The organism is Ruegeria sp. CG1, from assembly GCF_056537265.1.
Map to the genome: position 1 here is coordinate 505,105 of NZ_JBQFRF010000001.1, position 25,675 is coordinate 530,779.

The 25,675-nt window shown below is 57.5% G+C and carries 22 protein-coding genes and 1 tRNA gene; 9 read left to right on the forward strand and 14 right to left on the reverse strand.

Going from position 1 to position 25,675, the window contains the following annotated elements; translation table 11 throughout:
• Nucleotides 1–31: 31 nt before the first annotated feature.
• Entirely contained in the window at nt 32–2,062 is a 2,031-nt protein-coding gene (locus ACR0AU_RS02540) for a ComEC/Rec2 family competence protein (RefSeq protein ID WP_480795227.1), read from the forward strand.
• On the opposite strand, the gene lexA is transcribed toward ACR0AU_RS02540, so the two are convergent.
• The 6 genes from lexA to ACR0AU_RS02570 form a co-directional block, all read right to left on the reverse strand.
• Entirely contained in the window at nt 2,056–2,754 is a 699-nt protein-coding gene (gene lexA / locus ACR0AU_RS02545; protein WP_170465326.1) for a transcriptional repressor LexA, read from the reverse strand. The two genes, ACR0AU_RS02540 and lexA, sit on opposite strands and share 7 nt — an antisense overlap.
• 70 nt (nt 2,755–2,824) lie before the next feature.
• Entirely contained in the window at nt 2,825–3,997 is a 1,173-nt protein-coding gene (locus ACR0AU_RS02550) for a molybdopterin molybdotransferase MoeA (protein ID WP_480795228.1), read from the reverse strand.
• Complete coding sequence (gene moaC, locus ACR0AU_RS02555; RefSeq protein ID WP_480585142.1) at nt 3,994–4,467, reverse strand: cyclic pyranopterin monophosphate synthase MoaC; 474 nt, start codon at nt 4,465–4,467, stop codon at nt 3,994–3,996. The genes ACR0AU_RS02550 and moaC overlap by 4 nt, the downstream gene beginning before the upstream one ends.
• Complete coding sequence (gene trpC, locus ACR0AU_RS02560) at nt 4,467–5,279, reverse strand: indole-3-glycerol phosphate synthase TrpC (protein WP_170392973.1); 813 nt, start codon at nt 5,277–5,279, stop codon at nt 4,467–4,469. The genes moaC and trpC overlap by 1 nt, the downstream gene beginning before the upstream one ends.
• Nucleotides 5,276–6,295: an anthranilate phosphoribosyltransferase gene (gene trpD / locus ACR0AU_RS02565; protein ID WP_480795229.1), complete on the reverse strand. Its 1,020-nt coding sequence runs from the start codon at nt 6,293–6,295 to the stop codon at nt 5,276–5,278. Before trpD ends, trpC begins: the two co-directional genes overlap by 4 nt.
• Nucleotides 6,292–6,873, reverse strand: a complete 582-nt coding sequence (locus ACR0AU_RS02570; protein WP_480795230.1) for an anthranilate synthase component II — start codon at nt 6,871–6,873, stop codon at nt 6,292–6,294. Before ACR0AU_RS02570 ends, trpD begins: the two co-directional genes overlap by 4 nt.
• 197 nt (nt 6,874–7,070) lie before the next feature.
• Between ACR0AU_RS02570 and ACR0AU_RS02575 the strand changes: the two genes are divergently transcribed.
• A complete protein-coding gene (locus ACR0AU_RS02575) occupies nt 7,071–8,552 on the forward strand; it encodes a divergent polysaccharide deacetylase family protein (RefSeq protein ID WP_480590244.1) in 1,482 nt (493 codons plus the stop codon).
• A gap of 24 nt (nt 8,553–8,576) precedes the next feature.
• Here ACR0AU_RS02575 and trpE read toward each other — a convergent pair whose 3' ends face one another.
• From trpE to fabI, 5 genes are all read right to left on the reverse strand, one after another.
• Complete coding sequence (gene trpE, locus ACR0AU_RS02580) at nt 8,577–10,088, reverse strand: anthranilate synthase component I (RefSeq protein WP_170732292.1); 1,512 nt, start codon at nt 10,086–10,088, stop codon at nt 8,577–8,579.
• Nucleotides 10,089–10,100: 12 nt separating this feature from the next.
• On the reverse strand, nt 10,101–11,942 hold the full coding sequence (locus ACR0AU_RS02585) for a SurA N-terminal domain-containing protein (RefSeq protein ID WP_170732290.1): 1,842 nt from the start codon (nt 11,940–11,942) through the stop codon (nt 10,101–10,103).
• 81 nt (nt 11,943–12,023) lie between these two features.
• Nucleotides 12,024–13,199: an aminotransferase gene (locus tag ACR0AU_RS02590; RefSeq protein WP_480795231.1), complete on the reverse strand. Its 1,176-nt coding sequence runs from the start codon at nt 13,197–13,199 to the stop codon at nt 12,024–12,026.
• A gap of 39 nt (nt 13,200–13,238) precedes the next feature.
• Nucleotides 13,239–13,748, reverse strand: a complete 510-nt coding sequence (gpt, locus tag ACR0AU_RS02595; protein WP_170392980.1) for a xanthine phosphoribosyltransferase — start codon at nt 13,746–13,748, stop codon at nt 13,239–13,241.
• Nucleotides 13,749–13,754: 6 nt separating this feature from the next.
• On the reverse strand, nt 13,755–14,561 hold the full coding sequence (gene fabI / locus ACR0AU_RS02600; protein ID WP_170405951.1) for an enoyl-ACP reductase FabI: 807 nt from the start codon (nt 14,559–14,561) through the stop codon (nt 13,755–13,757).
• A 134-nt stretch (nt 14,562–14,695) separates the two neighbouring features.
• Between fabI and pdxH the strand changes: the two genes are divergently transcribed.
• The 4 genes from pdxH (at nt 14,696) to ACR0AU_RS02620 (ending at nt 16,541) form a co-directional block, all read left to right on the forward strand.
• Entirely contained in the window at nt 14,696–15,301 is a 606-nt protein-coding gene (pdxH, locus tag ACR0AU_RS02605; protein WP_480795232.1) for a pyridoxamine 5'-phosphate oxidase, read from the forward strand.
• A gap of 117 nt (nt 15,302–15,418) precedes the next feature.
• Nucleotides 15,419–15,946 carry a cold-shock protein gene (locus ACR0AU_RS02610; protein ID WP_170392983.1) on the forward strand — a complete coding sequence of 176 codons (528 nt, stop codon included), beginning with the start codon at nt 15,419–15,421 and terminating at the stop codon, nt 15,944–15,946.
• Between the two features lie 7 nt (nt 15,947–15,953).
• On the forward strand, nt 15,954–16,421 hold the full coding sequence (locus tag ACR0AU_RS02615; protein WP_170392984.1) for a DUF192 domain-containing protein: 468 nt from the start codon (nt 15,954–15,956) through the stop codon (nt 16,419–16,421).
• Between the two features lie 43 nt (nt 16,422–16,464).
• Nucleotides 16,465–16,541: transfer RNA gene (locus ACR0AU_RS02620), tRNA-Pro, on the forward strand.
• An 8-nt stretch (nt 16,542–16,549) separates the two neighbouring features.
• Here ACR0AU_RS02620 and ACR0AU_RS02625 read toward each other — a convergent pair.
• Nucleotides 16,550–16,984, reverse strand: a complete 435-nt coding sequence (locus ACR0AU_RS02625) for a hypothetical protein (RefSeq protein ID WP_170392985.1) — start codon at nt 16,982–16,984, stop codon at nt 16,550–16,552.
• Between the two features lie 544 nt (nt 16,985–17,528).
• Here ACR0AU_RS02625 and ACR0AU_RS02630 point away from each other — a divergent pair.
• Both ACR0AU_RS02630 and ACR0AU_RS02635 read left to right on the forward strand, forming a co-directional pair.
• Nucleotides 17,529–21,146, forward strand: a complete 3,618-nt coding sequence (locus ACR0AU_RS02630; RefSeq protein WP_480795233.1) for a vitamin B12-dependent ribonucleotide reductase — start codon at nt 17,529–17,531, stop codon at nt 21,144–21,146.
• A gap of 543 nt (nt 21,147–21,689) precedes the next feature.
• Nucleotides 21,690–21,935, forward strand: a complete 246-nt coding sequence (locus ACR0AU_RS02635) for an EF-hand domain-containing protein (RefSeq protein WP_170405941.1) — start codon at nt 21,690–21,692, stop codon at nt 21,933–21,935.
• A 54-nt stretch (nt 21,936–21,989) separates the two neighbouring features.
• On the opposite strand, the gene ACR0AU_RS02640 is transcribed toward ACR0AU_RS02635, so the two are convergent.
• Nucleotides 21,990–23,534 (reverse strand): trimethylamine methyltransferase family protein, encoded by a 1,545-nt coding sequence (locus tag ACR0AU_RS02640; RefSeq protein ID WP_480795234.1) that lies wholly within the window; start codon nt 23,532–23,534, stop codon nt 21,990–21,992.
• A gap of 413 nt (nt 23,535–23,947) precedes the next feature.
• Here ACR0AU_RS02640 and ACR0AU_RS02645 point away from each other — a divergent pair, with 413 nt between their 5' ends.
• Nucleotides 23,948–24,466 carry an outer membrane beta-barrel protein gene (locus ACR0AU_RS02645; protein ID WP_170510161.1) on the forward strand — a complete coding sequence of 173 codons (519 nt, stop codon included), beginning with the start codon at nt 23,948–23,950 and terminating at the stop codon, nt 24,464–24,466.
• Between the two features lie 17 nt (nt 24,467–24,483).
• Here the strand turns inward: ACR0AU_RS02645 and ACR0AU_RS02650 are convergent, their stop codons facing one another.
• Entirely contained in the window at nt 24,484–25,659 is a 1,176-nt protein-coding gene (locus ACR0AU_RS02650; protein WP_480795235.1) for a pyridoxal phosphate-dependent aminotransferase, read from the reverse strand.
• Between the last annotated feature and the right edge of the window lie 16 nt (nt 25,660–25,675).

Below are 25,675 nucleotides of genomic sequence, written 5' to 3' on the forward strand. Positions count from 1 at the left end.
TATCTACCCAGCCCGAAGGACGGGGGCAACCATGCGTGTTCTGACACGGGTCGAGACCGCATTGCTGACCCAGCGGGTACACTTGTTTCCGTGGTCCCCGATCTGCCTGGCGGTCGGGATTGGTTGGTATTTCAGCCTCAGGTTCGAACCCGAGGTTGAGCTCTATGTCGGCGTTCTGGCGCTTGCCTTGCTGGCGCTTGCCTCCACCCGTTGGATGGGGGCCGCCGCGTGGTCACCGCTGGCCACTGGCTTAGCCCTGATCGCGATGGGGTTCGCTCTGGCCGGGGCGCGGGCACATATGGTTGCGGAGCCGGTCCTGCAATGGCGTTACTATGGCCCGGTCGAGGGGAGGGTCGTAGCGCTGGACCGCTCTGCGTCGGATGCGCTGAGGGTGACATTGGATCAGGTGCGGATCGGGGACGTTCCTGCTGATCAAAGACCCCGGCGCATCCGGCTGTCTATTCACGGGGAGTCAGTTGCGCTGTCCCCGGGTCAGCGGATTATGACCACAGCACATCTTTCGCCGCCGCAAGGGCCAGTTGAACCCGGAGGTTTTGATTTTCGCCGCCACGCCTGGTTCCAGCAACTTGGCGCTGTTGGATACACTCGGGTTCCGGTCCTGACGTCGGCTGCGGCGCAAGATGGTTTGGACGGAGTGCGTATCACGGCCTTGCGCATGGAGATCTCGGATCGGGTGCGCACGATCCTGCCGGGCGAAGTCGGGGGCTTTGCCGCCGCCGTAACTACCGGTGATCGCAGCGGGATGGGGCAGGCCTCGTTAGAGGCGTTGCGCGCGTCCAACCTGGCTCATCTTCTGGCGATTTCGGGCCTGCACATGGGTTTGCTGACCGGTTTCGTTTTTGTGGCGTGCCGCATGGGGTTCTCAATGGTACCTGTCATCGCGCTTCGCATGCCCGTACGCAAGGTGGCAGCGCTCTGCGCGTTATTCGCGTCGACAATCTACCTGCTTCTGTCTGGTGGGAACGTCGCGACTGAGCGCGCCTTTGTGATGGTCTGCGTTATGCTGGGGGCCGTATTGCTGGACCGGCGCGCGATTTCGTTGCGGGCGGTGGCCGTGGCTGCGCTGATTGTTCTTACCTTTCGTCCAGAAACTCTTTTGAGCCCCGGATTTCAGATGTCTTTTGCAGCCACAACCGCCTTGGTCGCAGGGTTTGGCGCGTTGCGGGGCTATGGCCCAATGCCAGGCCCAAAATGGCTGCGGCTTATGCTGGCCTTGTTGACATCCTCGGCGATCGCGGGGATCGCGACAGCTCCGATCGGGGCGGCGCATTTCAACGCTATTTCACACTACGGGTTGTTGGCAAATCTCGTCTCCGTGCCCGTCATGGGAACGCTGGTCGTTCCAAGTGCGGTGGTCGCCGCCCTTCTTGCACCTTTTGGGCTTGAAGCGATTGCATTGCACGTAATGGGTCTTGGGCTGAGATGGATCCTTACCGTTGCCAATTGGGTCGCGGGACTGGAGGGCGCGCGCGGGTACGTGGTAAGCCCAGACTATTTCGTATTGCCTGTTCTGGCTCTGTCTCTTCTGTGGCTAATGCTGTGGCAAGGGCACGCACGGTGGCTCGGCATCGCCCCGGCGGCATTGGCGATAGCGCTGTGGGGTCAGGGAAGCCGCCCAGACGTGCTGATCGCCGATACCGGCGGGCTGGTCGGAGTGATGACTGAACACGGGCGCGCGCTGAGCAAACCGAAAGGCAGCGGATTTGTCGCGTCGGTTTGGCTGGAAAATGACGGGGACGGGGCAGATCAACCAAAGGCCGCTTTGCGATGGCCAGAGGCACCAGCGGGAATTCAACGTTTTCTTCTGGGAGACAAAGAGCTTGTCCACTTGACTAGCAAGCGGGCTGCGAGCGCCTTTCAGGAATGCAGGAAAGATCAGATCATTGTCGCCCCGGTGTCGTTGACTTTGACCGGTGAATGCAGCGTTTACGATACGGAATTTCTGCGGAAGACAGGCAGTCTTGCGTTATCCAAGGGGCGTTTGTTCGCGAGTTCTGATATCTCAGGCCGCCGCCTATGGTCCCCCAAGCTGCCTCAGTAGCTTCGGATCAAGCCTACCAGGCGGCCCTGAACTTTCACCTTGTCCTCTGGCAGCACGCGGGTCTCATAGGCCGGATTCGCCGCTTCCAGCGCAATGGCCTGACCTCGGCGGAAAAACCGTTTCAGCGTGGCTTCCTGATCTTCCACCAATGCCACCACGATGTCACCGTTGTCAGCGGCCGTTGTTTCGCGGATCACCACGACATCGCCATCGTTGATACCGGCGTCGATCATCGAGTCGCCACGAACCTCAAGCGCATAATGTTCACCACGGCCCGAAACCATCGAGCCCGGTACCGCAACGCGGTGCGACACATGGCTGATCGCTTCGATCGGTACACCGGCAGCAATCCGGCCCATAACAGGCAATTCCATTGCATCAACTGTGATGGGTTCAAAGTTCGCGGGGCGTGGACCTTCAGGGCGATCGCCTTCAATCACACGGGGTTTGAAACCTGTAGTTGGCTCTCCCCCAAGGCTTTCGGGCAGCTTGACAACTTCGATGGCACGGGCTCGATGGGCAAGGCGGCGGATAAAGCCACGTTCTTCCAGCGCGGTGATCAGTCGATGAATCCCGGATTTTGACCGTAGATCCAACGCGGCCTTCATCTCATCAAAACTGGGCGGAACACCGTCCGCTTGCACGCGTTTGTGGATGAATTCCAGCAAATCCAATTGCTTCTTGGTCAGCATTGCTCATACCTCGTCGCTCATGCGTTTTCTTTTGTTCTACGCATGTTCACGTTTTGTGTCAACGGATTTGCTAGATCGGCAGGTAAAGGACCTCATCCCCGGCCTCGCGCGCGGGATCGTGGGGTTGGCGTACCAATAGTGCATTGGCTTGCGCCAAAACACTTAGCAGCGAGCTGTCCTGATCATCACAGGCGCGGATGCCGCCATTGTCCAACACCGCCCGCATATAATGCTCACGCGGGCCATTTTTTCCGAGCGGGGCAGAAAGGCGGGCGCGTTGGAATGGCTGTAGGGCCTGTTCAATCCCCAACATGCGGCGCACCATTGGGATGAGGAACAGGTAACCGCACACCATGGCACTGACCGGGTTTCCGGGTAGACCGACCATCGCAGCATCCCCAAGCCGCCCGGCCATCAGTGGTTTACCCGGTCGCATGCGAATCTTGTAGAACGATTGCTTCAGCCCAAGACCTTCCGAGACATCCGCAACCAGGTCGTACTCGCCAACCGACGCCCCTCCGATGGTCACCACGAGGTCAGCGCCCTGTGCCAAGCCAAAAGCTGTTTCTAATGACGCTAAGGTATCTTGTGCGATAGGAAGTACACGAACTTGTGCGCCAGCATCTTCCAGTAACGCCTTAAGACCAAAGGTATTTGAGGCGATGATCTGATCGGGGCCGGGTGTTTCTCCGGGCATCACCAGTTCGTCACCGGTTGAGATTAGTGCAACCACGGGTTTGCGGGTCACAGGGACCGAAGCGATGTTCATCGCTGCCATTAATGCGACATCTTCGGGTCTGAGCTGGCGCGGGGCCGTGATCTGCGTACCGATGCTGAAATCGATCCCCGCAGGGCGGATATTGGTCTTTTCACCGGGGGCGTCGATTATGGTGATCAGATCACCGCCTCGGTCGACATCTTCCTGTATGACGACGAAATCTGCACCATCCGGCACAGGCGCACCAGTGAATATCCGCACAGCTTGGCCGGGTCCGACGCTTCCAGCAAAGCGACGTCCGGCCGCTGCTTCGCCAACCACTTTGAACATTGCATGCAGTTCGACTTCGGCCGCCTTGACGGCGTACCCATCCATCGATGACGCAGCAAAGGGCGGCTGATCACGCGTTGCTGCAACGTTTTCTGCCAGGATACGACCGGCAGCCTCGGCAAGGGCAACCGTTTCTGCGGGCAGCGGTGAGACCAGATCGAACAGCAGAGCCCGCGCTTCTTCAACCGAGATCATGATGCCTCGTAACGCCCTGATTTTCCGCCGTCTTTCAGTAGAACACGAATGCCGCCGATCTCCATCGATTTGTCCACGGCCTTCGCCATATCGTAAACCGTCAGTGCGGCTGTCGAGACTGCTGTCAGCGCTTCCATCTCTACGCCGGTCTGGCCGGAAGTCTTTACAGTCGCTTCAATCTGAACGCCGGGAAGGTCCGTGTCTAAGCTCAGTTCAATGGCGACTTTGGTCACGGGTAGCGGATGACACAGAGGTATCAGGTCAGGCGTTTTCTTGGCGCCCATTATGCCCGCAAGTCGGGCAACACCAAGAACATCGCCTTTCTTAGCGCGTCCTTCTGAAATGATATCAAAGGTTTCCTTCGCCATCTTGATGTATCCAGATGCAACCGCAACCCGGTCGGTGACAGCCTTGTCGGACACGTCCACCATATGGGCCTCACCTTTGGCATCAAAATGGGTCAGCGGCATCACATCACTCCGGGAATGAGCGGGTTGGCGAGCAGTGCTCGAGTTGCCGAAGCTACATCATCCTGACGCATCAGGCTCTCACCAATAAGGAAACAGCGCGCACCGTAGCGGGCGATATCTGCGAGGTCCGCCGGAGTGCTAAGGCCGCTCTCGCAGACGATCGTGCGATCCGCTGGAACCAGCTTTGACAGATGACGAGTTGTATCAAGAGTCGTCTCGAAGGTCTTGAGATTGCGGTTGTTTATCCCGATCAGCGGGCTTTTCAGCTGCGATGCCCGCTCAAGCTCGTCTGCGTCATGGACTTCGATCAGAACATCCATGCCCCAGTCAAACGCGGTTTGCTCAAGCTCGGCGGCCTGTGCATCGCTGACCGATGCCATGATGATCAGGATGCAATCCGCACCCAATGCACGCGCTTCGACCACCTGATAGGGGTCGTACATGAAGTCCTTCCGCAATGCTGGCAACGAACAGGCCGCGCGCGCTTCGGTCAGAAAGGACTTGTCACCCTGAAAGCTAGGCGTGTCCGTCAGAACCGACAGGCAAGCCGCGCCGCCCTCTTCATAAGCTTTGGCAAGCGCGGGCGGATCGAAATCAGCGCGGATCAGACCTTTGGACGGGCTGGCCTTTTTGACCTCGGCGATCAATCCGTACCCCTTGCGCATAGCCGAATGCAGGGCTTCGGCAAAACCGCGTACCTCGGGTGCGTTCCGTGCCTCAGATTCTAGTGTTTCCAGAGGCTTATGCGCCTTATCCGCAGCGATCTCTTCCAGCTTGTACGCTTTGATTTTGTCCAGAACGGTCTCGGTCATGCGGCTTCCTGTGTAATGCGCGCCAGCGCGGTGATCTTTTCACGGGCCTTGCCGCTATCAATGCTTTCTGTGGCCATCGCAACGCCCTCGCGCAGATCGCTTGCCGCATCTGCAACGACCAGCGCCGCTGCCGAGTTCAGCAACACCGCGTCGCGGTAGGCTGAATGTGCCCCATCCAGCAGGGCGCGGAAGGCGACCGCGTTCTCTTCGGGCGTGCCGCCGATGATATTTTCGAACGGATGCACCGGAAGGCCTGCATCTTCGGGGTGAAGCTCGACCTCTTTGACAACGCCGTCCTCAACCGATGCGACCCAGCTGACCCCGGTGATCGTAAGCTCATCCGTACCGTCTGAGCCGTGGACTAGCCAGGCATGTTCAGCCCCAAGCAGACCCAGAGTTTCGGCCATCGGGCGGATCAGGTCGCGGCTGAACGCACCGGTCAGTTGGCGCTTCACTCCGGCGGGGTTGGTCAGGGGGCCCAGAATGTTGAAAATCGTGCGCGTCCCCAGTTCTTGCCGCGAAGGCATGACATGGGCGATCGCCGGGTGGTGCATTGGGGCCATCATAAAGCCGATACCGACCTCTTTCAGCGCTTTCTCAACGACTTCCGGGCCGACCATTACGTTGATACCTAGCTGCCCAAGAGCATCTGCTGCGCCAGATTTCGAGCTCAGGTTCCGATTACCGTGTTTTGCAACGGTGACTCCGGCGCCAGCCGTCACAAAAGCCGTGGCTGTCGAGATATTGAGTGTTCCTTTGCCGTCGCCCCCCGTGCCAACGATGTCCATCGCGCCAGCGGGAGCTTTCACTGCATTGCATTTCGCGCGCATTACGGCAGCGGCGGCGGCGTATTCCTCGACCGTCTCGCCGCGCGTGCGCATTGCCATCAGCAACCCGCCGATCTGGCTGGGCGTGGCGGCCCCATCAAAGAGGATGCCAAAGGCCTGTTCAGCCTCGGCACGGGTCAAAGGTCGATCGGCCGCAGCACCGATCAGAGGTTTCAGAGCGTCGCTCATGCGGGGACTTTCATTTCGTTCAGGAAGTTCTTAAGCAGGGCGTGACCATGCTCGGACGCGATGGATTCCGGGTGAAACTGGACGCCGTGGATCGGCAGTTCTTTGTGCTGCAGACCCATAATCGTGCCATCCTCAAGCTCGGCCGTGATCTCAAGGCAATCGGGCAGGCTTTCGCGTTCTACGACAAGCGAATGATACCGGGTGGCCTCGAAGGGCGAGGGCAGGCCAGCGAATACACCTTTGCCGGTGTGTTTCATCGTGCCCATTTTCCCGTGCACGATCTCATGACAGCGCACAACCTTGCCGCCAAATGCCTGACCGATGGTTTGATGCCCCAGACAGACCCCCATCAGCGGTGTTTGCGTTTCGGCCACGGCTTCGGTCAAGGCCAGACAGATGCCCGCCTGATCGGGATCACAAGGGCCGGGGCTGAGCAGAATACCAGCCGGGTTCATCGCCATTGCTTCTTGCACATCCAGCGCGTCATTCCGGCGCACGACCATCTCGGCCCCGAGCTCACCCAGATAATGAACGAGGTTGTAGGTAAACGAGTCATAGTTGTCGATCAGCAGCAGCATTTGGGCACTTATCTTCCTATGGGCATTTCGGGCTGGCGATGCAGTCCCTGAGCGCGGTATAATGTCGGGACATACATGCTCAGGCTTGTGCGGCAGCGTCAAGAGGACATACCCAACTTGACACCGTACAGGTGAGCGTCGCGGAAGATGGCGTCTGGGCAGATGAGGCACGAAACAACGCGAGAGGCGAGATTTCGATGAGCGGATTTTACGGTGGAGCGATCGCCGGGGCGGTCTCGGTATTGGCACTGGGCGCGGTTCTTTCGCTGACAACTCCTTTGTCACGTAAACCAGATGTGACGGCAACAGCGCCCGAAGTGGCTGATACTCCGCAGCCCCTGGAGGCTGCGAAAGTTGAGGAAAGCAATGCCGATGCTGATCTGGTTGAGTTGCCACCATCCGGCCCTGAAACCCCCGATCTATCATCAGATTCGCTGGATGGCTTGGCAGGTATCGAGCTTGAGCCCGGTGCCCGTCCTGAGGCGGGTGGAGCACCGACCGTAGCCGAGGCACCTGCAGCGATCTCATCTTCTGACGTGACCGTTCAAACCGAAGCGCCCGCGGCACCGCCAAATCCACTTGCCGAACCGACCTCGCCACAACAGGAAGCCGAACCGGCAGCGCTCGCGGACGCTCCAGCAGCGCCTGCGCCCGAGGAAGCCCCGGAACCGCAGGTTGCGGAAGAAACGCCCAAGGAGGTCCCTCAGGTCGCAGCCCTGCAGCCTGAGACCGTCGAAGTGCCGGATGCCGCGCCAGAGGCTGAGGAAGCGGAACCCGTACCTGATGAAAATCCAATCGCGGTTGAGGGTGAAGAAGATACCCGCCCTGTACGTCAGCCGCGCGTATTGACCCTGCCGCAAATTGGCGGAGAGGGGGTTACAGGTTCCGGTTCGTTGATCGGCAAGCGTGTCGTGCCCCTAACCGAGAGGGATGACCCGCCCGTCGAACAAGCCGTGATTACTCCAGAAGTGGTGGCCAAGCCCATCGAAGCACATGCTGCCACCTTCGAAAACCCAGAATCCAAGCCATTGATGTCGATCATTCTGATCGATGATGAAGGGGCTTTTGGGGCCGAGGCGTTGCAGGATTTCCCATACCCGCTAAGTTTTGCCGTCAGCCCGTCTGACCCGAATGCAGCGGAAAAAATGGCCCGTCATCGCGAGGCTGGATTTGAAGTATTGGCCTTGGTTGACATGCACGAAGCCGCCAGTGCTCAGGACGCTGAGGTGTCGTTGTCGGTGTGGTTGGATCAATTGCCTCAAACCGTTGGCATTCTGGAAGGTGTCGGAAGCGGCATTCAGGGCAACCGAAAGCTGGCTGATCAGGTTGCGGCGATTGCTGGAGATACCGGGCGCGGGCTGGTGACGCAGGACAATGGTCTAAACACTGCGCAAAAGCTTGCAGCGCGCAACGGCATTCCATCCAGCGTAGTGTTCCGCGATTTCGATGGTGCCAAACAGGACCCCAAGATCATGCGGCGTTTTCTGGATCAGGCAGCCTTCCGCGCCGGACAGGAAGGTGCCGTGGTGATGCTGGGTCGTCTGCGTCCCGAGACGATCTCGGCTCTGTTGCTGTGGGGGCTTGAGGATCGCGGCAGCCGCGTGGCGATGGCCCCAATTTCTGCCGTGATGATGAAAGAAATCCAGCAGGGCGTTGCCGGATCGCTGACGGACGGGTGACGGCAGCGACCATCCGCCACCCCACTAGCTGTTTCCGCTGCCTGTAAACCGCGCCGCATCCGCAGCCGCGCCGCGAATGGCGTTCGATTTATGGACGGTCTCCATGTATTCCGCTTCTGGGTCGCTGTCATAGACAACGCCGCCTCCAGCTTGGATATACAGTTTGTGGTCTTTCACAATGGCCGTCCGCAGCGCGATGCACATATCCATGTCGCCGCCTGCGCTGAAATACCCGACACCGCCACCGTAGATGCCGCGCTTTTCAGGCTCCAACTCGTCGATGATTTCCATCGCGCGCACTTTGGGCGCGCCTGATACCGTGCCTGCAGGCATCCCGGCAAAGAACGCGTCCAGTGCATCCTTGTCTTCGGCCAGTTCGCCGACCACGTTTGATACGATGTGCATCACGTGGCTGTAGCGCTCGATGATGAACTCTTCGGTAGGACGCACGGTTCCAATCTTGGAAACACGTCCGGTGTCATTTCGTCCCAGATCCAGCAACATGAGGTGCTCGGCCAGTTCTTTCTTGTCGGCCAGCAGGTCGATTTCGTTGACCTTGTCTTCTTCGGGCGTCGCGCCACGCGGGCGGGTACCCGCGATTGGGCGGATCGTGACCTCATTGCCGAAGACACGCACCAGGATTTCTGGGCTTGCGCCTACGACCTGAAAGCCGCCGAAGTTGAAATAGAACATGAATGGCGATGGGTTGGTACGCCGCAGCGAGCGGTAGAGGGCAAATGGCGGTTGTGGAAAATCCTGTGTCCAGCGTTGGGCCGGGACGACCTGAAAGATATCACCTGCACGGATATATTCCTTGGCCTTTTCAACGGCTTCCATATAGCCCGATTTGGTGAAGTTAGAGACAGGAGCCCCAACTTCGATTGCGTCACCTAGATCGCGCGTCTCAGCCGGCATGGCACGCTCAAGATCACGCACGGCATCCATCACACGCTCGGCGGCCTGCGCATAGGCGGCTTTGGCGCTTTGGCCCTCGCTGGCCCATGCGGGCGACACGACGGTAACCTCGCCTTTGACGCCGTCCAACACAGCAATGACCGAGGGGCGCAGCATGATCGCATCGGGCAGGCCCAACGGGTCAGGGTTCACATCCGGCAGGTATTCCACCAACCGGACCATGTCATAGCCCAGATAGCCAAACAGGCCAGCGGCGGCCTGCGGCAGGTCATCGGGAAGCGCGATGCGGCTTTCAGCCAACAAGGCGCGCAAGTTGTCCATCGGTTTGCCATCCTGTGGCTCGAACGCCTCGGCATCGAAGCGGGCTGATCGGTTCAAGGCCGATGTCTCGCCCTGACAGCGCCAAATCAGATCGGGCTTCATTCCGATGATCGAATAGCGCCCTCGCACTTCACCCCCGGTTACCGACTCGAGCATGAAGGCGTCTTTCTGAGCGCCTGTCAGTTTCAGCATCAGTGAAACCGGCGTATCCAGATCAGCGGCGAGGCGGGTATAGACGACCTGATTTTCGCCCGCATCATAAGCGCGCGCGAAACTTTCGAAATCCGGGGTCAGGGCCATGTTCTGTCTCTTTTAGTAACTGGCCCGTACCGCGTTCAGCGCTTGCTGATCCAGCACAGGGCGTGCGCGTGTCTGGGCATTGCGCACATAGATGTCAAAGATGTTCTGCGCCAGCGCCTGGCTCAATTGCGCAGCCAGTGCATCCTGCATCTGGCGTTGCTCATCGGTTTCCGCCGGAGGTAGCTCTTCATCCAGACGCACGATCAGGGCGTTACCGTTTCCGGGAATGACACGCAGCTCACCAGGGTCCATTTCAAACACCTGAGTCATGAAGTCCACGGGAACATCTTCGAGGAATGCGGTACGTGTCAGCGCATTTTCGACGCGGAAGGGCAGGCCAGTGGCGGTAAAGTCGCCATCTGTTGCCAGCTGGGTCAGAACCGTGTTGCCCTGGTTTTGCAGCGCTTTCGCAGTTTCTACCTGCAGCCATGCCTCGGCGACACGGTCACGGGCGCTTTCCAGAGGTTCCGGGCGCGGCTCTAGCACTTCATTCAAGCGCAGCGCAAAGATCGAACCATCTTCAAGGAACGCGACCTCTGGGAAATCACCTTCTTGCACAGCCTCAGCCACTGCGCGGAAGCCGTCATACGCGGCGACGCCATCGTCGCTTTGCTGGGTCCAGTCGATCTGACCCAGTTCCATCTCGGTCTCACCGGCCAGTTCTTCCAGTGTTGCGCCGCCTGCAAGCAGGTCGTTGATGTCTTCGGCCTGTGCTTCGATCTGACGGCGCGCTCGGTCGGCGGCGAGTTCTGCACGAAGTTCGGGTTCGGCGTCTTCGAAACTGACATTGTTCTCGGCCAGCGATCCATTGATCCGGAACAGGGCAGGGCCGAAAACCGTAGGAAGCGGGCCGACCACATCGTCGATCTCGGCGGCAAACACGGCGTCGGCTGCATCGCCCAGATCTTCACGTGTGACATCGCCCAGATCAACATCGCTCAGCTCAAGCTGACGTTCGCGGACCAACTGTTCGAAATCGGCCCCGCCAACTTCAAGCTGTGCCAGCGCCTCGGTTGCGGATTCTTCGCTGGGATAGGGCAGACGCTCGACCAAGCGGCGCTCGGGTTGGAAAAATTCGTCAGCGCGTTGGTCGTATAGACGGCGCAGAGAATCTTCGTCCACTTCGATCGTGTCGAGCAGCATGTCGGGCGACAGAATGGCGTAGGTCAGTTGCTTGGTGCGGGGCAGGGTGAACTGATCGGTATTCTCATCGTAATATGTCTGAATCTGCGCGTCTGTGGGTTGGGCCACGGGCGTTTCGAGAAGGTCGGCTGACAGGGTCGCCACGGTAAAGCTGCGGCGGGCCAGCACATAGTTCGACAAAGCCTCGGTCAGCGTACGGGGCATTTCAACACCGCTCATGACCGCACCCTGAACGATGGTGCGTGAAGATTCTTTGCGCAGATCCGATTCGAATTCGGAATCGGTCATTCCGACCTGTTCCAGCTGAAAGCGATAGGCTTCGCGGTCGAATGTACCGTTTACACCTTGGAACGCCGGTATCTGTACAATCTCGTCCTGCAGGTTCTCGTCACCGATCGAAATGCCAAGCTGTCCGACCTCGTTATCGATTGCGGCCAGCGCGATCAGGCGCGAAAGGGCAAGTTGATCAAGGCCAAGATCATGTGCCTGCGAAATCTGCATTGCCTGACCGGTTTGCGCTTCGACGGCCCGGATCTCGCGCTGAAGCTCACGAAAATACGCGTCGACCGAAATGCTTTCATCACCGACCTGCGCAACCGTACGCACGGTTCCGGTCAGGCTGGTGGCGCCAAAGCCCGCAAGGCCCAGCATCAAAAGACCCATGAGAATCCAGACAAAGGTTTTGGATAGGTTTTTCATGCCTGCGGCCATGGTGCCCTCTTGGTTTTGTCGGCAAATGTCTGCCCAGTCGGTTGCGGCCCTGAATACGATGCGTGCAGCCGGGGGGCAAGCTTAGAAGGACAAGCCCTGCAATCGGTCGAACAATTGCGCGATACCGGCGCGGTCGAGGTTGGCAAATGCTACGCGAACCTGCCGCTTTCCCGCGGAATTGCCCTCTGGCATGAACATGGTACCCGGCAACAGCAGTATACCTGCCTCGGGTACCAGCCGTCGGGCCAATTCGTCGGAAGCGATGCCAAAGGGATGTTCGAGGTAGGCAAAGTAAGCGCCAAGTCCCAAAAGACGCCAGCCTTTGTCTTCAAGGCGTGGCATTCCTTCCGCGATGGCCGCTCTTCGGTCGAGAATTTCATCTCGTTCACCTGCAACCCATTGGGTCAAGTTCCGCATGCCCCAAAGCGCGGCAAACTGGCCGATCTGGCCGGGGCAGATTGCGACCGTGTCCAGAAATTTCTCGATCTCCGCCAACAGGGCGGGGCTGGTTGAAATCGCGCCGACACGGTGACCGGTCAGGCGGTAGGCTTTTGAGAACGAGTAGAGATGGACAAACGTATCGTCCCAACCCGATTGCTGGAACAGGTCATGAGGCGCGCCTGATCGACTGTCGAAATCGCGATAGGTTTCGTCAACCAAAAGACGAAGCCCCGTTTCCCGCGCAAGATCATAGAAGCGGCGCACCAAGTCCGCAGGGTATTCGACACCACCGGGATTGTTCGGCGTCACCAACGAAATCGCCCGTGTCTTTTCGGTGATAAGGGCGCGGGCGCGTTCCGGATCGGGAAGCAAATCATCGTCTGTGGGCAAATCAACGGTTTTTACCCCAGCCATATCCAGCCACATCTTGTGATTGAAATACCAAGGAGTCGGAAGGATCACCTCATCCCCCTGATCGGTAATTGCCGAAATCACGGCTGAAAAGGCCTGATTGCAGCCCGAGGTGATTGCGATCTGATTCGCCGTTACCTCAGCCACATAATGTGCGCTGATCTGAGCCGCGAGCTCGGACCGCAGGTCATCGTTGCCCAGAACCGGGCCGTAAAGATGTGCGCTGTCCTGCTCGACTGCGAATTCGGCCATTGCTTGCCGCAGCGCTAACGGGGGCGGATCGACCGGGGCCGCCTGACTGACATTGATCAACGGACGGTCAACCGCGAACTCGACCCCGTCCAGCCAACGGCGTGCCTCCATCACCGGAGGGGCAAAGGTGGCGGCAGTGCGGGTCATTGTCATGGTGAGTCCGTGATTTCAGCGCTTATGAAAAACGCTTGATTAATCGGTGCCCCGATAGGGTTCGACATATTGCAGCGCCATGTCCCATGGGAAGAAAATCCATGTGTCCTGACTGACCTCGGTAATGAAGGTGTCGACCATCGGACGGCCCTTGGGCTTGGCGTATACGGTCGCGAAATGCGCTTTGGGGAACATCTCGCGCACCAGTTCCAGCGTTTTGCCGCTATCGACCAGATCGTCGATGATCAGAATACCGGTGCCATCACCCATCAGATCAGCATTGGGCGCTTTGAGAATTTCTGCTTCGCCCTGCGCCTGATGATGATAGGATTTCACGCTGACAGTATCGACCGTACGGATATCCAGTTCGCGGCTGACGATCATCGCGGGGGCCATGCCGCCACGTGTAATTGCCACGACTGCACGCCAAGCGCCGTCATCTGGTCCTTGCCCATCCAGACGCCACGCAAGAGCGCGCGAGTCGCGATGAATTTGATCCCAGCTGATGTGGAAGCCTTTTTCGTGTGGCAGGCGGTCCTTGGCGCTCATGGTCTGTTATCCTTTTTCAACGTCCGGCGCGTCGACGGCCTTCATGCCGACGATGTGATAGCCTGAATCCACGTGCAGATTCTCACCTGTCACTCCGCTGCTGAGATCAGACAGCAGATACAGGGCCGATTTACCAACATCATCGATGGTCACATTCCGGCGCAGGGGCGAGTTATACTCGTTCCACTTCATGATGTAACGGAAATCGCCGATGCCGCTGGCCGCGAGCGTTTTGATCGGGCCTGCCGAGATTGAATTCACGCGAATGCCGTCTTTGCCCAAATCCTCGGCCAGATACTTTACGGACGCCTCAAGGGCGGCTTTGGCAACACCCATTACATTGTAGTGTGGCATGACCTGTTCGGCGCCGTAGTAGGTGAGGGTGATCGCACTGCCGCCTTCGTTCATCATTTTTTCCGCGCGCTGCATAACGGCGGTGAAAGAGTAGACCGAAACATCCATCGTCAGGTTAAAGTTCGCGCGCGATGTGTCGACGTAGCGCCCGCGCAATTCGTTCTTGTCAGAAAAGCCAATGGCGTGGACGACGAAATCCAGTTTACCCCATTTCTTTTCGAGCGCGCTGAAGAGTTCATTAATTGATTCTTCATCGCTGACGTCACAGGGCAAAACGATCTCGCTGCCCAACTGCGCCGCCAATGGATCGACGCGTTTTTTTAGGGCGTCCCCCTGATAGGAAAAGGCCAACTCGGCCCCGGCGTCGGACAAGGCGCGGGCGATACCCCATGCGATTGATTTGTCATTGGCCAGTCCCATGATGAGGCCGCGTTTTCCGGCCATCAACTGATTTGACATCTTCGGTTCTCCGCCTGTCGTCGCATTGTGTTCGGTTGGTTTATGCCATTGATTGTCCTGCTTCAAGGCCATGCGCTCTTGCCCGCAGCGGGTTCTCGCCTTAGGGTCATGTTAATTGTTTCCTGGGGATGGAAATGAACGAGCATAATGGCATCTTCGCCGGGGCTGATCCGTTTGAAATCGCGGATCGGTGGCTGGCCGAGGCAGAAAAGACCGAACCGAATGATCCTAATGCGATTGCTTTGGCAACCGTGGACCCGGAAGGTTTGCCGAATGCCCGTATGGTTCTGCTGAAGGAAATCGAGAAGGACGCGTTTGTTTTCTATACGAACTATCACAGCGCAAAGGCTCAGGAGTTGGACAGCGCCCACAAAGCGGCTTTTGTGATGCATTGGAAATCTTTGCGGCGACAAATCCGTGTTCGTGGTACAATCACCAAGGAAGATGGGCCGCAGGCGGACGCATACTACGCCTCGCGCTCGCTCAAAAGCCGCTTGGGTGCTTGGGCGTCACACCAGTCGCAACCGCTGGAAAGTCGTGCATCCCTGATGGCCGAAGTGGCTAGAGTGACCGCAAAGTTGGGTACCAACCCGCCTCGCCCTGAATTTTGGGGGGGATACCGTGTAACACCTGTCGAAGTCGAGTTCTGGGCCGATGGTGCCTTCCGGTTGCATGACAGGTTTCAGTGGAAGCGACAAAATGTCGATTCCGACTGGCAAGTGCTGAGGTTAAATCCATGACGTTCGCGTTGCGTGAAATGCAACTGTTTGCAGACAATAGCTTTTTTCAGCTTGAATTTGCGAGCCAAAACATAAACAAGAAACCCTTAACGACTTGCCTATCGTAATGGGAAAACAGTGCCAGAAGATCTGAACAGCATGTACCGCGTCCGTGGACACGTAAAATGGTTCGATCCCGCCAAGGGATACGGATTTGTTGTGTCTGACGAAGGCGGCCCGGACATTCTGTTGCACGTCAACGTGCTGCGAAACTTCGGGCAAAGCTCGGTCGCGGATGGCGCCGGCATCGAGATCATGACCCACAAAACTGATCGCGGTGTTCAAGCGGTCGAAGTGATCAGTGTTGACCCGCCTGTTCGCGCGGAAACCATGATGTTGGCCGATTTTGCCGAGCTTGATCCAACCGTGATCGGCAGCGCTCCGCTTGAGGCTGCGCGCGTCAAATGGTTCGACAAGGGCAAAGGGTTTGGCTTTGCCAATGTTTTCGGCAGCAGTGAAGATGTATTCCTGCATATCGAGGTGCTACGTCGTTCTGGGTTGGCTGATCTGCAACCGGGCGAAGCGCTGGCCATGCGGGTCATTGATGGCAAGCGCGGAAGAATGGCCGCGCAGGTTCTGGCCTGGGAAGCGGCCCTGAACGACTAGGTTCTGAATGATGAGAACGGCTTTCGTACTGGCGCTCCTGAGTTTTTTGATTGGCGGGATCGCGCGGGCTGAATGCCGTCCGGATCGTGTCGAGCTTCGAAATGATCTGGCAGAGGTTCGTTTCGACGTTGAGCTGGCCATCACACCGAAAGAGCGATCGCGCGGATTGATGTTTCGCGAAAGCATGCCGAACAGATCTGGAATGTTGTTTGTTTTTGATCCGCCGCAACCTGTTGCGTTCTGGATGAAGAATACCCTGATTCCGCTTGATATGATCTTTGTTGATCGCGCGGGCACGGTGACGCGTGTGCACGAAGGTGCAATTCCGGGGGATCTGAGCCCAATCGAAGGCGGCGATTCGGTTTATGCGGTCCTGGAAATCAACGCTGGCCTAGCCGAGCGTTACGCCATTCGGCCTGGATCGCAGATGCGCCACGAAGTTTTTTCGCAAGGTCCTGCAATTTGGCCCTGTTAGGGCTTTTCAAATCAGATCGGCACGTTTAGGAAGGCGCACGGTCCGGGGCGTGGCGCAGTCTGGTAGCGCACCTGTTTTGGGTACAGGGGGTCGTAGGTTCGAATCCTGCCGCCCCGACCATTTTTCTTCTACACTGGCGTTCCGCCATAATCGGTGTAGAGCTTGGAAAAATCCCTGTCCAAATCTTTGCTTTCAATAGGTATTCTAAGAGTTGAACCATCTTTCTGCGGAACCAGAAAGTACAACTCTGCGTCCACGCGATACCCGGCCTGATTCTTGGTCGAGCTCAGCCGCGTTACGATCTGCGGCAAGTTCTGCGGATAGCCGTTGAAGCTGAGAATCAAATAGGCCGTTGCCTCGGGCGGCAAGGTCTCGCGGCATTCAAAGATGCTTGCGGTGGTCTTGATATACTTGTCGCCCGGCCCCGCGCAGTCGGTCCTGAAGGAATTGAAAAGGTTCTGCGGATAACCGTCGAATTGCGCGCTGCGAGATGCAGGTGGTGCTTCCTGTGATGTGCAGGACACGATTAGCGCCACAATAGTTAACAATGAAATCAAACGCATGTAGAGTAGATTTCCCATCCAGAAATGTCGTGTGATTTCAAGTATGGCACGCGCTGCGATGTCGTGACGATGATTCTCTGAACATGTCCTTAACGCGGGATCGGTTGATCAATGACCTCTAACTGTGGCGGAAAACACGAGAAATCACTCTGACACATCAAGGCGGAATGGGCTGGTCGTGCGGGACATGTCTGTGGAGGAATCGCGATGCGGCGAAATTCCGCCGGTTCAGCAAAACAGGTCAAGCTAAAAGATTCCAAAAATGACCGAAAAAGCCCGTTGACCAACTATGGGAATATACGTCAGATTGTATGGGCCGAAAGACGAGCCACTAAATCTGGTAGGCAATGACCGGAAAAGGCATCGGGCGAGGGACGGAAAGCAAACCACTATGACGTAGACCGTATTCGCGGTTCTGCGCTGTTCTAGGCAGCGTCCGGTCCCTTGCGTCTCAAATTCGTCGGTAGTGCGGGCGGCACCCCGCAGCATCAAGATTTAGTGCCGGGACTTGAAATTTGGACAGATCGAAGCTGGGGCAGCGGACATGAAGATTGAAAGAAAATTCACCAAACCGGGACAGGATGCATATGCCGATCTGGATTTTGTGTCCGCAACATCCGAGATTCGCAATCCGGATGGCACAATCGTGTTCCGTCTGGACGAGATCGAAGTGCCTGCAAAATGGAGCCAGGTGGCCAGCGATGTCATCGCACAGAAGTACTTCCGCAAGGCCGGTGTTCCTTCCAAGCTGAAGAAGGTTAAGGAAAAGGACGTTCCCGAATTCCTGTGGCGATCGGTTCCTGCGGAAGATGCTGAATTTGATGGCGAAACCTCATCGAAACAGGTTTTTGATCGTCTGGCCGGCGCGTGGGCTTATTGGGGCTGGAAGGGCGGCTATTTCTCGACTGAAGAGGACGCGAGCGCCTATTTTGACGAGATGCGCCATATGCTGGCGACCCAGCGCGCAGCTCCGAACTCGCCGCAGTGGTTCAACACCGGTCTGCACTGGGCATATGGGATCGATGGCCCGGCGCAGGGGCACCACTATGTTGACTACAAAACCGGCAAGCTAACCAAATCGAAATCCGCTTATGAGCATCCGCAACCGCATGCGTGCTTCATCCAGTCGGTCGACGATGATCTGGTCAACGAAGGCGGCATCATGGACTTGTGGGTGCGTGAGGCGCGCCTGTTTAAGTATGGCTCGGGCACCGGAACCAACTTCAGCCATCTGCGTGCAGAGGGTGAAGCGCTTTCGGGTGGCGGCAAGTCTTCGGGCCTCATGGGATTTCTCAAGATCGGCGACCGCGCCGCTGGCGCGATCAAATCAGGCGGTACAACCCGTCGAGCAGCAAAGATGGTAATCGTCGATGCAGATCACCCGGACATCGAGCAATTCATCGAATGGAAAGTGATCGAAGAGCAGAAGGTGGCCTCGATCGTTGCCGGATCGAAGATGCACGAGAAGATGCTGAACGGTATTTTCGAGGCCATCCGGTCTTGGGACGGCTCTGCCGATGATGCCTATGATCCAAACGCAAACGACGCCCTGAAAAATGCGGTTCGCGAAGCGAAAAAGGTCGCGATCCCAGAAACTTACATCAAGCGCGTTCTGGACTACGCCAAGCAGGGCCACGATAGCATTGAATTCCCGACCTACGATACGGACTGGGATTCAGAGGCTTATAGCTCGGTCTCGGGCCAAAACTCGAACAACTCGATCCGGGTGACCAATGCGTTCCTGACCGCAGTTGAAAAAGACGCGGATTGGGAACTGATCAACCGCACCGACGGCAAGGTTGCTCGTACAGTCAAAGCTCGTGATTTGTGGGAAAAGGTCGGCCACGCCGCATGGGCCTGTGCCGATCCTGGCATCCAGTTCCATGATACTGTCAACGAATGGCACACTTGCCCCGAAGACGGTGAAATCCGCGGTTCGAACCCGTGTTCGGAATACATGTTCCTCGATGACACTGCCTGTAACCTGGCGTCGATGAACTTGCTGACCTTTTTCAAGGACGGTGAGTTCCAGGCGGCGGACTATATGCACGCCTCGCGGCTTTGGACGCTGACGCTGGAAATCTCGGTGACCATGGCGCAGTTCCCGTCTAAGGAAATTGCGAAACTCTCTTACGATTTCCGTACGCTGGGTCTGGGTTATGCCAACATTGGCGGTCTGCTGATGAACATGGGCTATAGCTATGACTCGGATGAGGGTCGTTCGATCTGTGGCGCGCTGACCGCGATCATGACCGGTGTGGCTTATGCGACCTCGGCAGAGATTGCAGGCGAGCTTGGCCCGTTCAAAGGATATGAGCGCAACGCAGACCACATGTTGCGCGTCATCCGCAACCACCGTCGTGCGTCGCAAGGAGTGACCGATGGTTATGAAAAACTGGCTGTTAAGCCGGTGCCTCTGGATCACGACAATTGCCCGGACAAACGTCTGATCGATCTGGCCATGTCAGCTTGGGATGAAGCGCTGAGCCTCGGCGAAAAGAACGGTTATCGCAACGCGCAGGCCACAGTTATCGCACCAACCGGCACCATCGGTCTGGTGATGGATTGCGACACGACCGGGATCGAACCGGATTTTGCGCTGGTTAAGTTCAAGAAGCTTGCGGGAGGCGGTTACTTCAAGATCATCAACCGCTCGGTGCCTTCGGCGCTTGAGAAACTGGGCTATTCCTCGGCTCAGATCGAAGAGATTGTGGGTTATGCGGTTGGTCACGGCACCATCGGCAATGCGCCGGGGATCAATCACACCTCACTGACTGGTCATGGTTTTGGCCCGAACGAGTTGGCAAAAGTAGATGCCGCACTGGAAAGCGCGTTCGACATCCGGTTCGTCTTCAACCAGTGGACGCTGGGCGAGGACTTCTGCACCGGTGTTCTGGGCATCCCGGCGACCAAGCTGAATGACCCGACCTTCGATCTGCTGCGCCATCTGGGCTTTACCAAGGCGGATATCGACGCGGCAAACGACCATGTTTGCGGAACCATGACGCTGGAAGGTGCGCCGCATCTGAAGGAAGAGCACTATTCGATCTTCGACTGCGCCAACCCGTGCGGCAAGAAAGGCAAGCGTTTCCTTGGGGTTGATAGCCACATTACCATGATGGCTGCAGCGCAAAGCTTTATCTCGGGCGCGATCTCGAAGACGATCAACATGCCCAATGACGCGACCATCGAGGACTGCCAGAAGGCATACGAACTCAGCTGGTCGCTGGGTGTGAAGGCGAACGCGCTGTACCGCGACGGCTCGAAACTGTCGCAGCCTCTGGCGGCGGCGCTGGTCGAAGATGACGATGAGGCAGCCGAAGTACTAGAAAGCGGTTCGACGCAAGAAAAAGCCGTCGTTCTGGCCGAGAAGGTGATCGAGAAGGTTGTGGTCAAGGAAATGATCCGCAGCCACCGCGAGAAACTGCCGCATCGCCGCAAGGGCTATACCCAAAAGGCGATCGTTGGCGGCCACAAGGTCTATCTGCGGACTGGCGAGTTCGAAGACGGCAAACTGGGCGAGATTTTCATCGACATGCATAAGGAAGGCGCTGGCTTCCGGGCGATGATGAACAACTTTGCCATCGCTGTGTCGGTTGGCTTGCAATACGGCGTGCCGCTGGAGGAGTTCGTCGACGCTTTCACCTTCACCAAGTTCGAACCGGCCGGGATGGTGCAGGGCAACGACTCGATCAAAAACGCGACGTCGATCCTTGATTACATCTTCCGCGAACTGGCTGTGTCCTATCTGGACCGCACCGATCTGGCGCATGTCAAACCCGAAGGCGCAACCTTCGACGATCTGGGTCGCGGCGAAGAGGATGGTCTGTCCAACGTATCGGAAATCAGTGAAAGCGCGGCAACCAAATCTCTGGAAGTGCTGAAACAAATCAGCTCGACTGGGTATCTGCGCAAGCGGCTACCGCAGGATCTGATGGTCTTCAATGGTGGTCAAGCCGACGTGTCCGGTATGGCCGAAACCGCAGCGACATTCGAAGCACCCGCTGAGACGGCGGTTGCGACCGGAATGGACGCCCGTACCAAAGCCAAGATGCAAGGGTACGAGGGCGATCCATGCGGCGAATGCGGAAACTACACGCTGGTGCGCAACGGCACCTGCATGAAATGCAACACTTGCGGCGCAACTAGCGGGTGTAGCTGAGTTTAGCGCCCCGGCAACCCGGGGTGCAGGGGTCGGATGCTGCCACAGTAACCGGCCCCGACGAATACGAAGCAAGGCGCTGAGACTTACCATCGATGCCTTGTTTCACTCGGCCGACATGCCCGTGTCGGCCGGGAACAGGGTGGGGCGGAATATTTGCTCCCTCCCACTCTCTCACGGGACGGGTGCGCTCGTCCCATGCGCAGTCCAGGCCGCAGGCAAAAAAACACCGGGCGGTCAACGAAATGAGCCTGGAAGGCGAAACTGACAGGGGGCTTCGGCCCCCTTTCTTTTTTCAACCCCGAGTCGTGGATTTGAGCAGGGCATTGCCGGATCATCCTGTTTGGATCGGGCAAGAGTTGCCGAAGCCACGACTGGCCATTTCGTCCGGCAATCGTCCGCAAATGCGACTCAGTCAAACACGCAAAGATTGGCTTGAAAGCAGCCATATCAATCTGAGCGGGTGACACGCCTACAGGATGGCCTTTTTTTGGCGCTTGTCCGGACGCAAACACTCAAGAAAACGCAATCAGGAGGCATAACATGAAACCGCAAATTCTGGCCCTTATCTCAACCTTCGCACTTGGCCTGCCGACATTGGCTGTTGGCCAAAGTGCTGCCGATACCAACGGCGACGGCGTACTGACGATCGATGAAGTTCAGGCCGTCGTGCCTGACGTTGATGCCGAAGGCTTTGCGCAGATGGACGCAAACGGCGACGGTGCGCTGGATCAGGATGAGATCACCATCGCTGAACAAGCGGGCCTGCTGCCGCCGTCCAACGGTTGATCAAGCAGGAATACTGGCGGCCCGGAGGCTCCGGGCCGCTTATTTTTCAGTGTCTTACGCGGGTAAGTAAATGTTGAACTTGCTGCGAATTTTCGCGTCCAGAAGCGGGTCGAATCTGGCCGGGGATGGCACGGCGAGGATCTCTTCCTTCCGCTTCACTGCCTTTTCGATCAGATCTGGTTTGCCAAGCTCAACCCATTCCTTCGGAGATGATCGGTCACCAAAGGTAGGATAGACGTAATCTGCCTGCATACGGCCTAGCGTCGCATCGGTGCCAAGATAATGCCCAGGACCACCCATGCAGACTTCGGCCATCTGGTCCAGTGCCAGTGTCTCGTCCGTCACCTCAATTCCGCGCACACAGCGCTGTGCCTGTCCGATCAGGTCATCGCTCAGGATCAGGCTCTCGTGGCAGAACCCCAGCAATGAGGCATGCATGCCTGCGGCCTCATACACCATGTTCAGGCCCGATAGCCCAGCCATGACGTTCGAACACATTTGTTCCCAACCGGCCTGCATGTCGGGCAATTTCGCGTCCGATGCACCAGCTGCGGCACCACCGGGCAGATCGTAAAACTGGTGCATTTGCGCGCAGCCCGCGGTTAGCAGAGCTTGTTCACCCGATCCGATGGACATAGCACCGGTGCGCAGGTCCAGACCAAAAGGCCAAGTGCCAAAAATCGCGGGTGCACCGGGCTTTACGGCGTTTACATAAACCAAACCCGCCAGACATTCGGCGGTGGCTTGTGTGATCGCTCCGGCAATGGTCGAGGGTGCGGTAGCTCCTGCCATGCCCGCAGAAAGCAACAAAACCGGCATTCCGGCCTTGATGCATTCTTCCATCACCTCGCAGCTTTCGGTGGCGAATTTCATCGGGGGCACAACGAAGCAGTTGGAGTTGGACATGAAGGGCCGCTCGCGCCACTTGTCCTCTCCGCCCGCGATCATGTGCAGCATCTCGATGGCGGGGGCCACATGGCTGGGCTCTGTGAACGACGTACCGATGTGTTTGAACGTGCCTGAGGTGGTGGCGTAGACCGTGTTCAGATCCATCTCAAGGTTGTCGGCGATATCTCGGCACACCATGGGGCGTTGAACAAAGTGAATGTTTTCAAGCTGTTCACAGATGCGAGTCGCGTCATGCAGGTCCTGCAGGGTCGAGTCGCGATATTCCTGCCCATGCACGTCGACCATGCTGACCGCTGCGCCTGCGGTGCCATAATGGACGCGTGTCCCTGATAGCTCCAAATCCGACTTGCCATCCCGGCTGTGTAGCGTGATCGAGCGGTTGGCCTTGGCGATTGTGTCCTCGACCAATGCGCGCGGAAAGCGGATGCGGCCATCGTCGCCCAAGGTGCATCCCGCAGCCACGAGATAGTCGATCCCACTTTGTGGCGCATCAGCAAGGCCGATGGTTTCCAGAGCGGTCAGAGCGGCCTCGTGGATGCGTTCGATCTGTGCTTGGGTCAGAACCTTCAGGGTTCCGCCCTCCATACCAGGCCGAATCGGGCGAAGATGTTCCGGAAGAGCTGACGCACGGGCGGCACGACGCGCGGCGCGGCCACCGCTGCGGGATGAGTTTCGGGTTTGTTCGTTCATGTGTGTGTCCGGTCAAAAAAGTACGATGTGGGTGAGTGTACCTAGACCAGTGCTGGCCGTCCTCGTGCCGCACGACCGCGATCCGCACCAATGGTGCGGCTGACCAGCCGAATTTTCCAAACTTCGTTATGCATCAACTTCCTCAGTCTGATGCGCCCATTGTTTCAATGCACTTTTGGACAATCTGTTCTGTTTGCGACTTTGGACTAGTTTTATTGGGCCATCAGTCAAAATGAACTGGGCGCAAATCCTCGTGACTAAATGTTTTTTTCCAATTGCGGTAAGAATCTGTTAATCTGCACGTAGTTATTTGGATTTGTACCTTAGGTTTAAGTAAATACTGGGGTTGGCTGATCAGCAGATCGCTGCCTCGGGGATGCGCCCAAACCGGCAACGGATGTTTGGAGGTCTGCATGAAGTCATTACTGGCCGCACTCGCCGCAGCACTGATAACAGGTGCAGGGCAGGTTGTGGCAGAAGACTGGACAGGCGCGTACGCTGGTTTCAGCTTTGGTTATGCAGATGTTGATGGGTCCGGAGGGGCAGGCGGAAGCGGGGGCAGTTTTGGCCCGCTGATCGGATACGACTATGATTTTGGAAATTTCGTGCTTGGCGGTGAGTTGGAATATAACCGCCTGAATCTTGATCTGGGACAATCCGAAGGAAGCCTTGATAGTATGTCGCGATTGAAGTTGCGCGGCGGCTACGATTTTGGATCAGCCCTTGGCTATGTTGTCTTGGGAACCGCGCGGGCCAGTACGTCGGGTGACAGTGATACGGCAGCCGTTTACGGGATCGGTGTTGCCTATCCGCTTGGCGAACGGTTTGTAATCAGTGGCGAAGCGCTGCGGCAGAACTTCGATGATATACCGGAGTCTGGTCGAAGCCTCGACGCAAATGTGTTCAACTTGCGCACCACATTCCGCTTCTGAAACTCGGTGGTCGATTGTCATCCCTCTGCCAATTGAGCGGCAAATTCGCATAGGGTCTGTAGCGATGTGACGAATTTCTCGTCATCGATTGTCATGGCCACGCGGATGTGACCTGCGGCGGCAGAACCAAAGCTCTCACCGGGCATCACAGCGATGGCATGCGTGTCCAGCAGCGCATTTGCGAACACATCGCCGCTAAGACCCGTAGCCCGGATATCCAGCATCAGATACATCGCGCCTTGCGCCGGTATTAAGGTGACGACCTGCTGCGCAGCCAGCACTTCAATCGCCAGAGCGCGGCGGCGGCGAAACGGCGCGGCGATTTTGTCTTCGAGAGGTTGTCCCACGCTCAGCGCATAGTTGGCCGCATCCTGTATAAAGCCGGGTACACCATAGGTTGTGTGTGTTGCCAAGTTGATCAGGCGGTCGATCACGCCTTCCGGAGCAACGATCCACCCACACCGCGAGCCAGTCATGGCATGAGATTTCGACATTGAACCCACGACCAGAGTGCGCTCAGCCATGCCGGGTAGAGCGCGAGGTGACAGGTGTTCACCCTCCCAAACCTGCGTATCGTAGACTTCATCGGAAATCAGCCATAGATCGCGGCGCTGACAAACCTCGGCGATGGCAGAAAGTGTTTCGGCGGAATAGACCACACCAGTTGGATTGTTTGGGGAGTTTATCAGCAGCGACACCGCCCCGCCTGCCGCGCCATCGATATCGGAAGCACGAGGTTGGAACAAATCTTCGGCGCGTGTTTCTATGCGTTTGGCTTCCGCTCCAACGCCACGGATCGTGCCGGGGTAGGTGGCATAATACGGATCCAGGTAGAGCGCGATATCGCCCGGATCGCAAAGCGCGGTGTGCGCCGCAAACAACGCGGCCTGACCGCCGGGGGTTATGATGACATTGTTGCGAGTGGTCGCTACACCTGTTCGCATTTGGACACGGGCGGCCACAGTATCACGCAGCAGATCAGTGCCCGGAACCATCGCGTATCCTGTGTGCCCGCTGCGGGCCGAACTTTCCATGGCCGACAATATTGACTGATCGGTCCGAATGTCATGCTCGCCGATCGTCAACTCGGTAACGGCATGGCCTTCGGCAATCATCCGACGCGCGCGGATGAACACCTCCCAGCCGTCTGATCCACCCTCGGTCAGATGCGTAATGCGATGCGATAGTTTCAAGGGATTCTCCCGACCG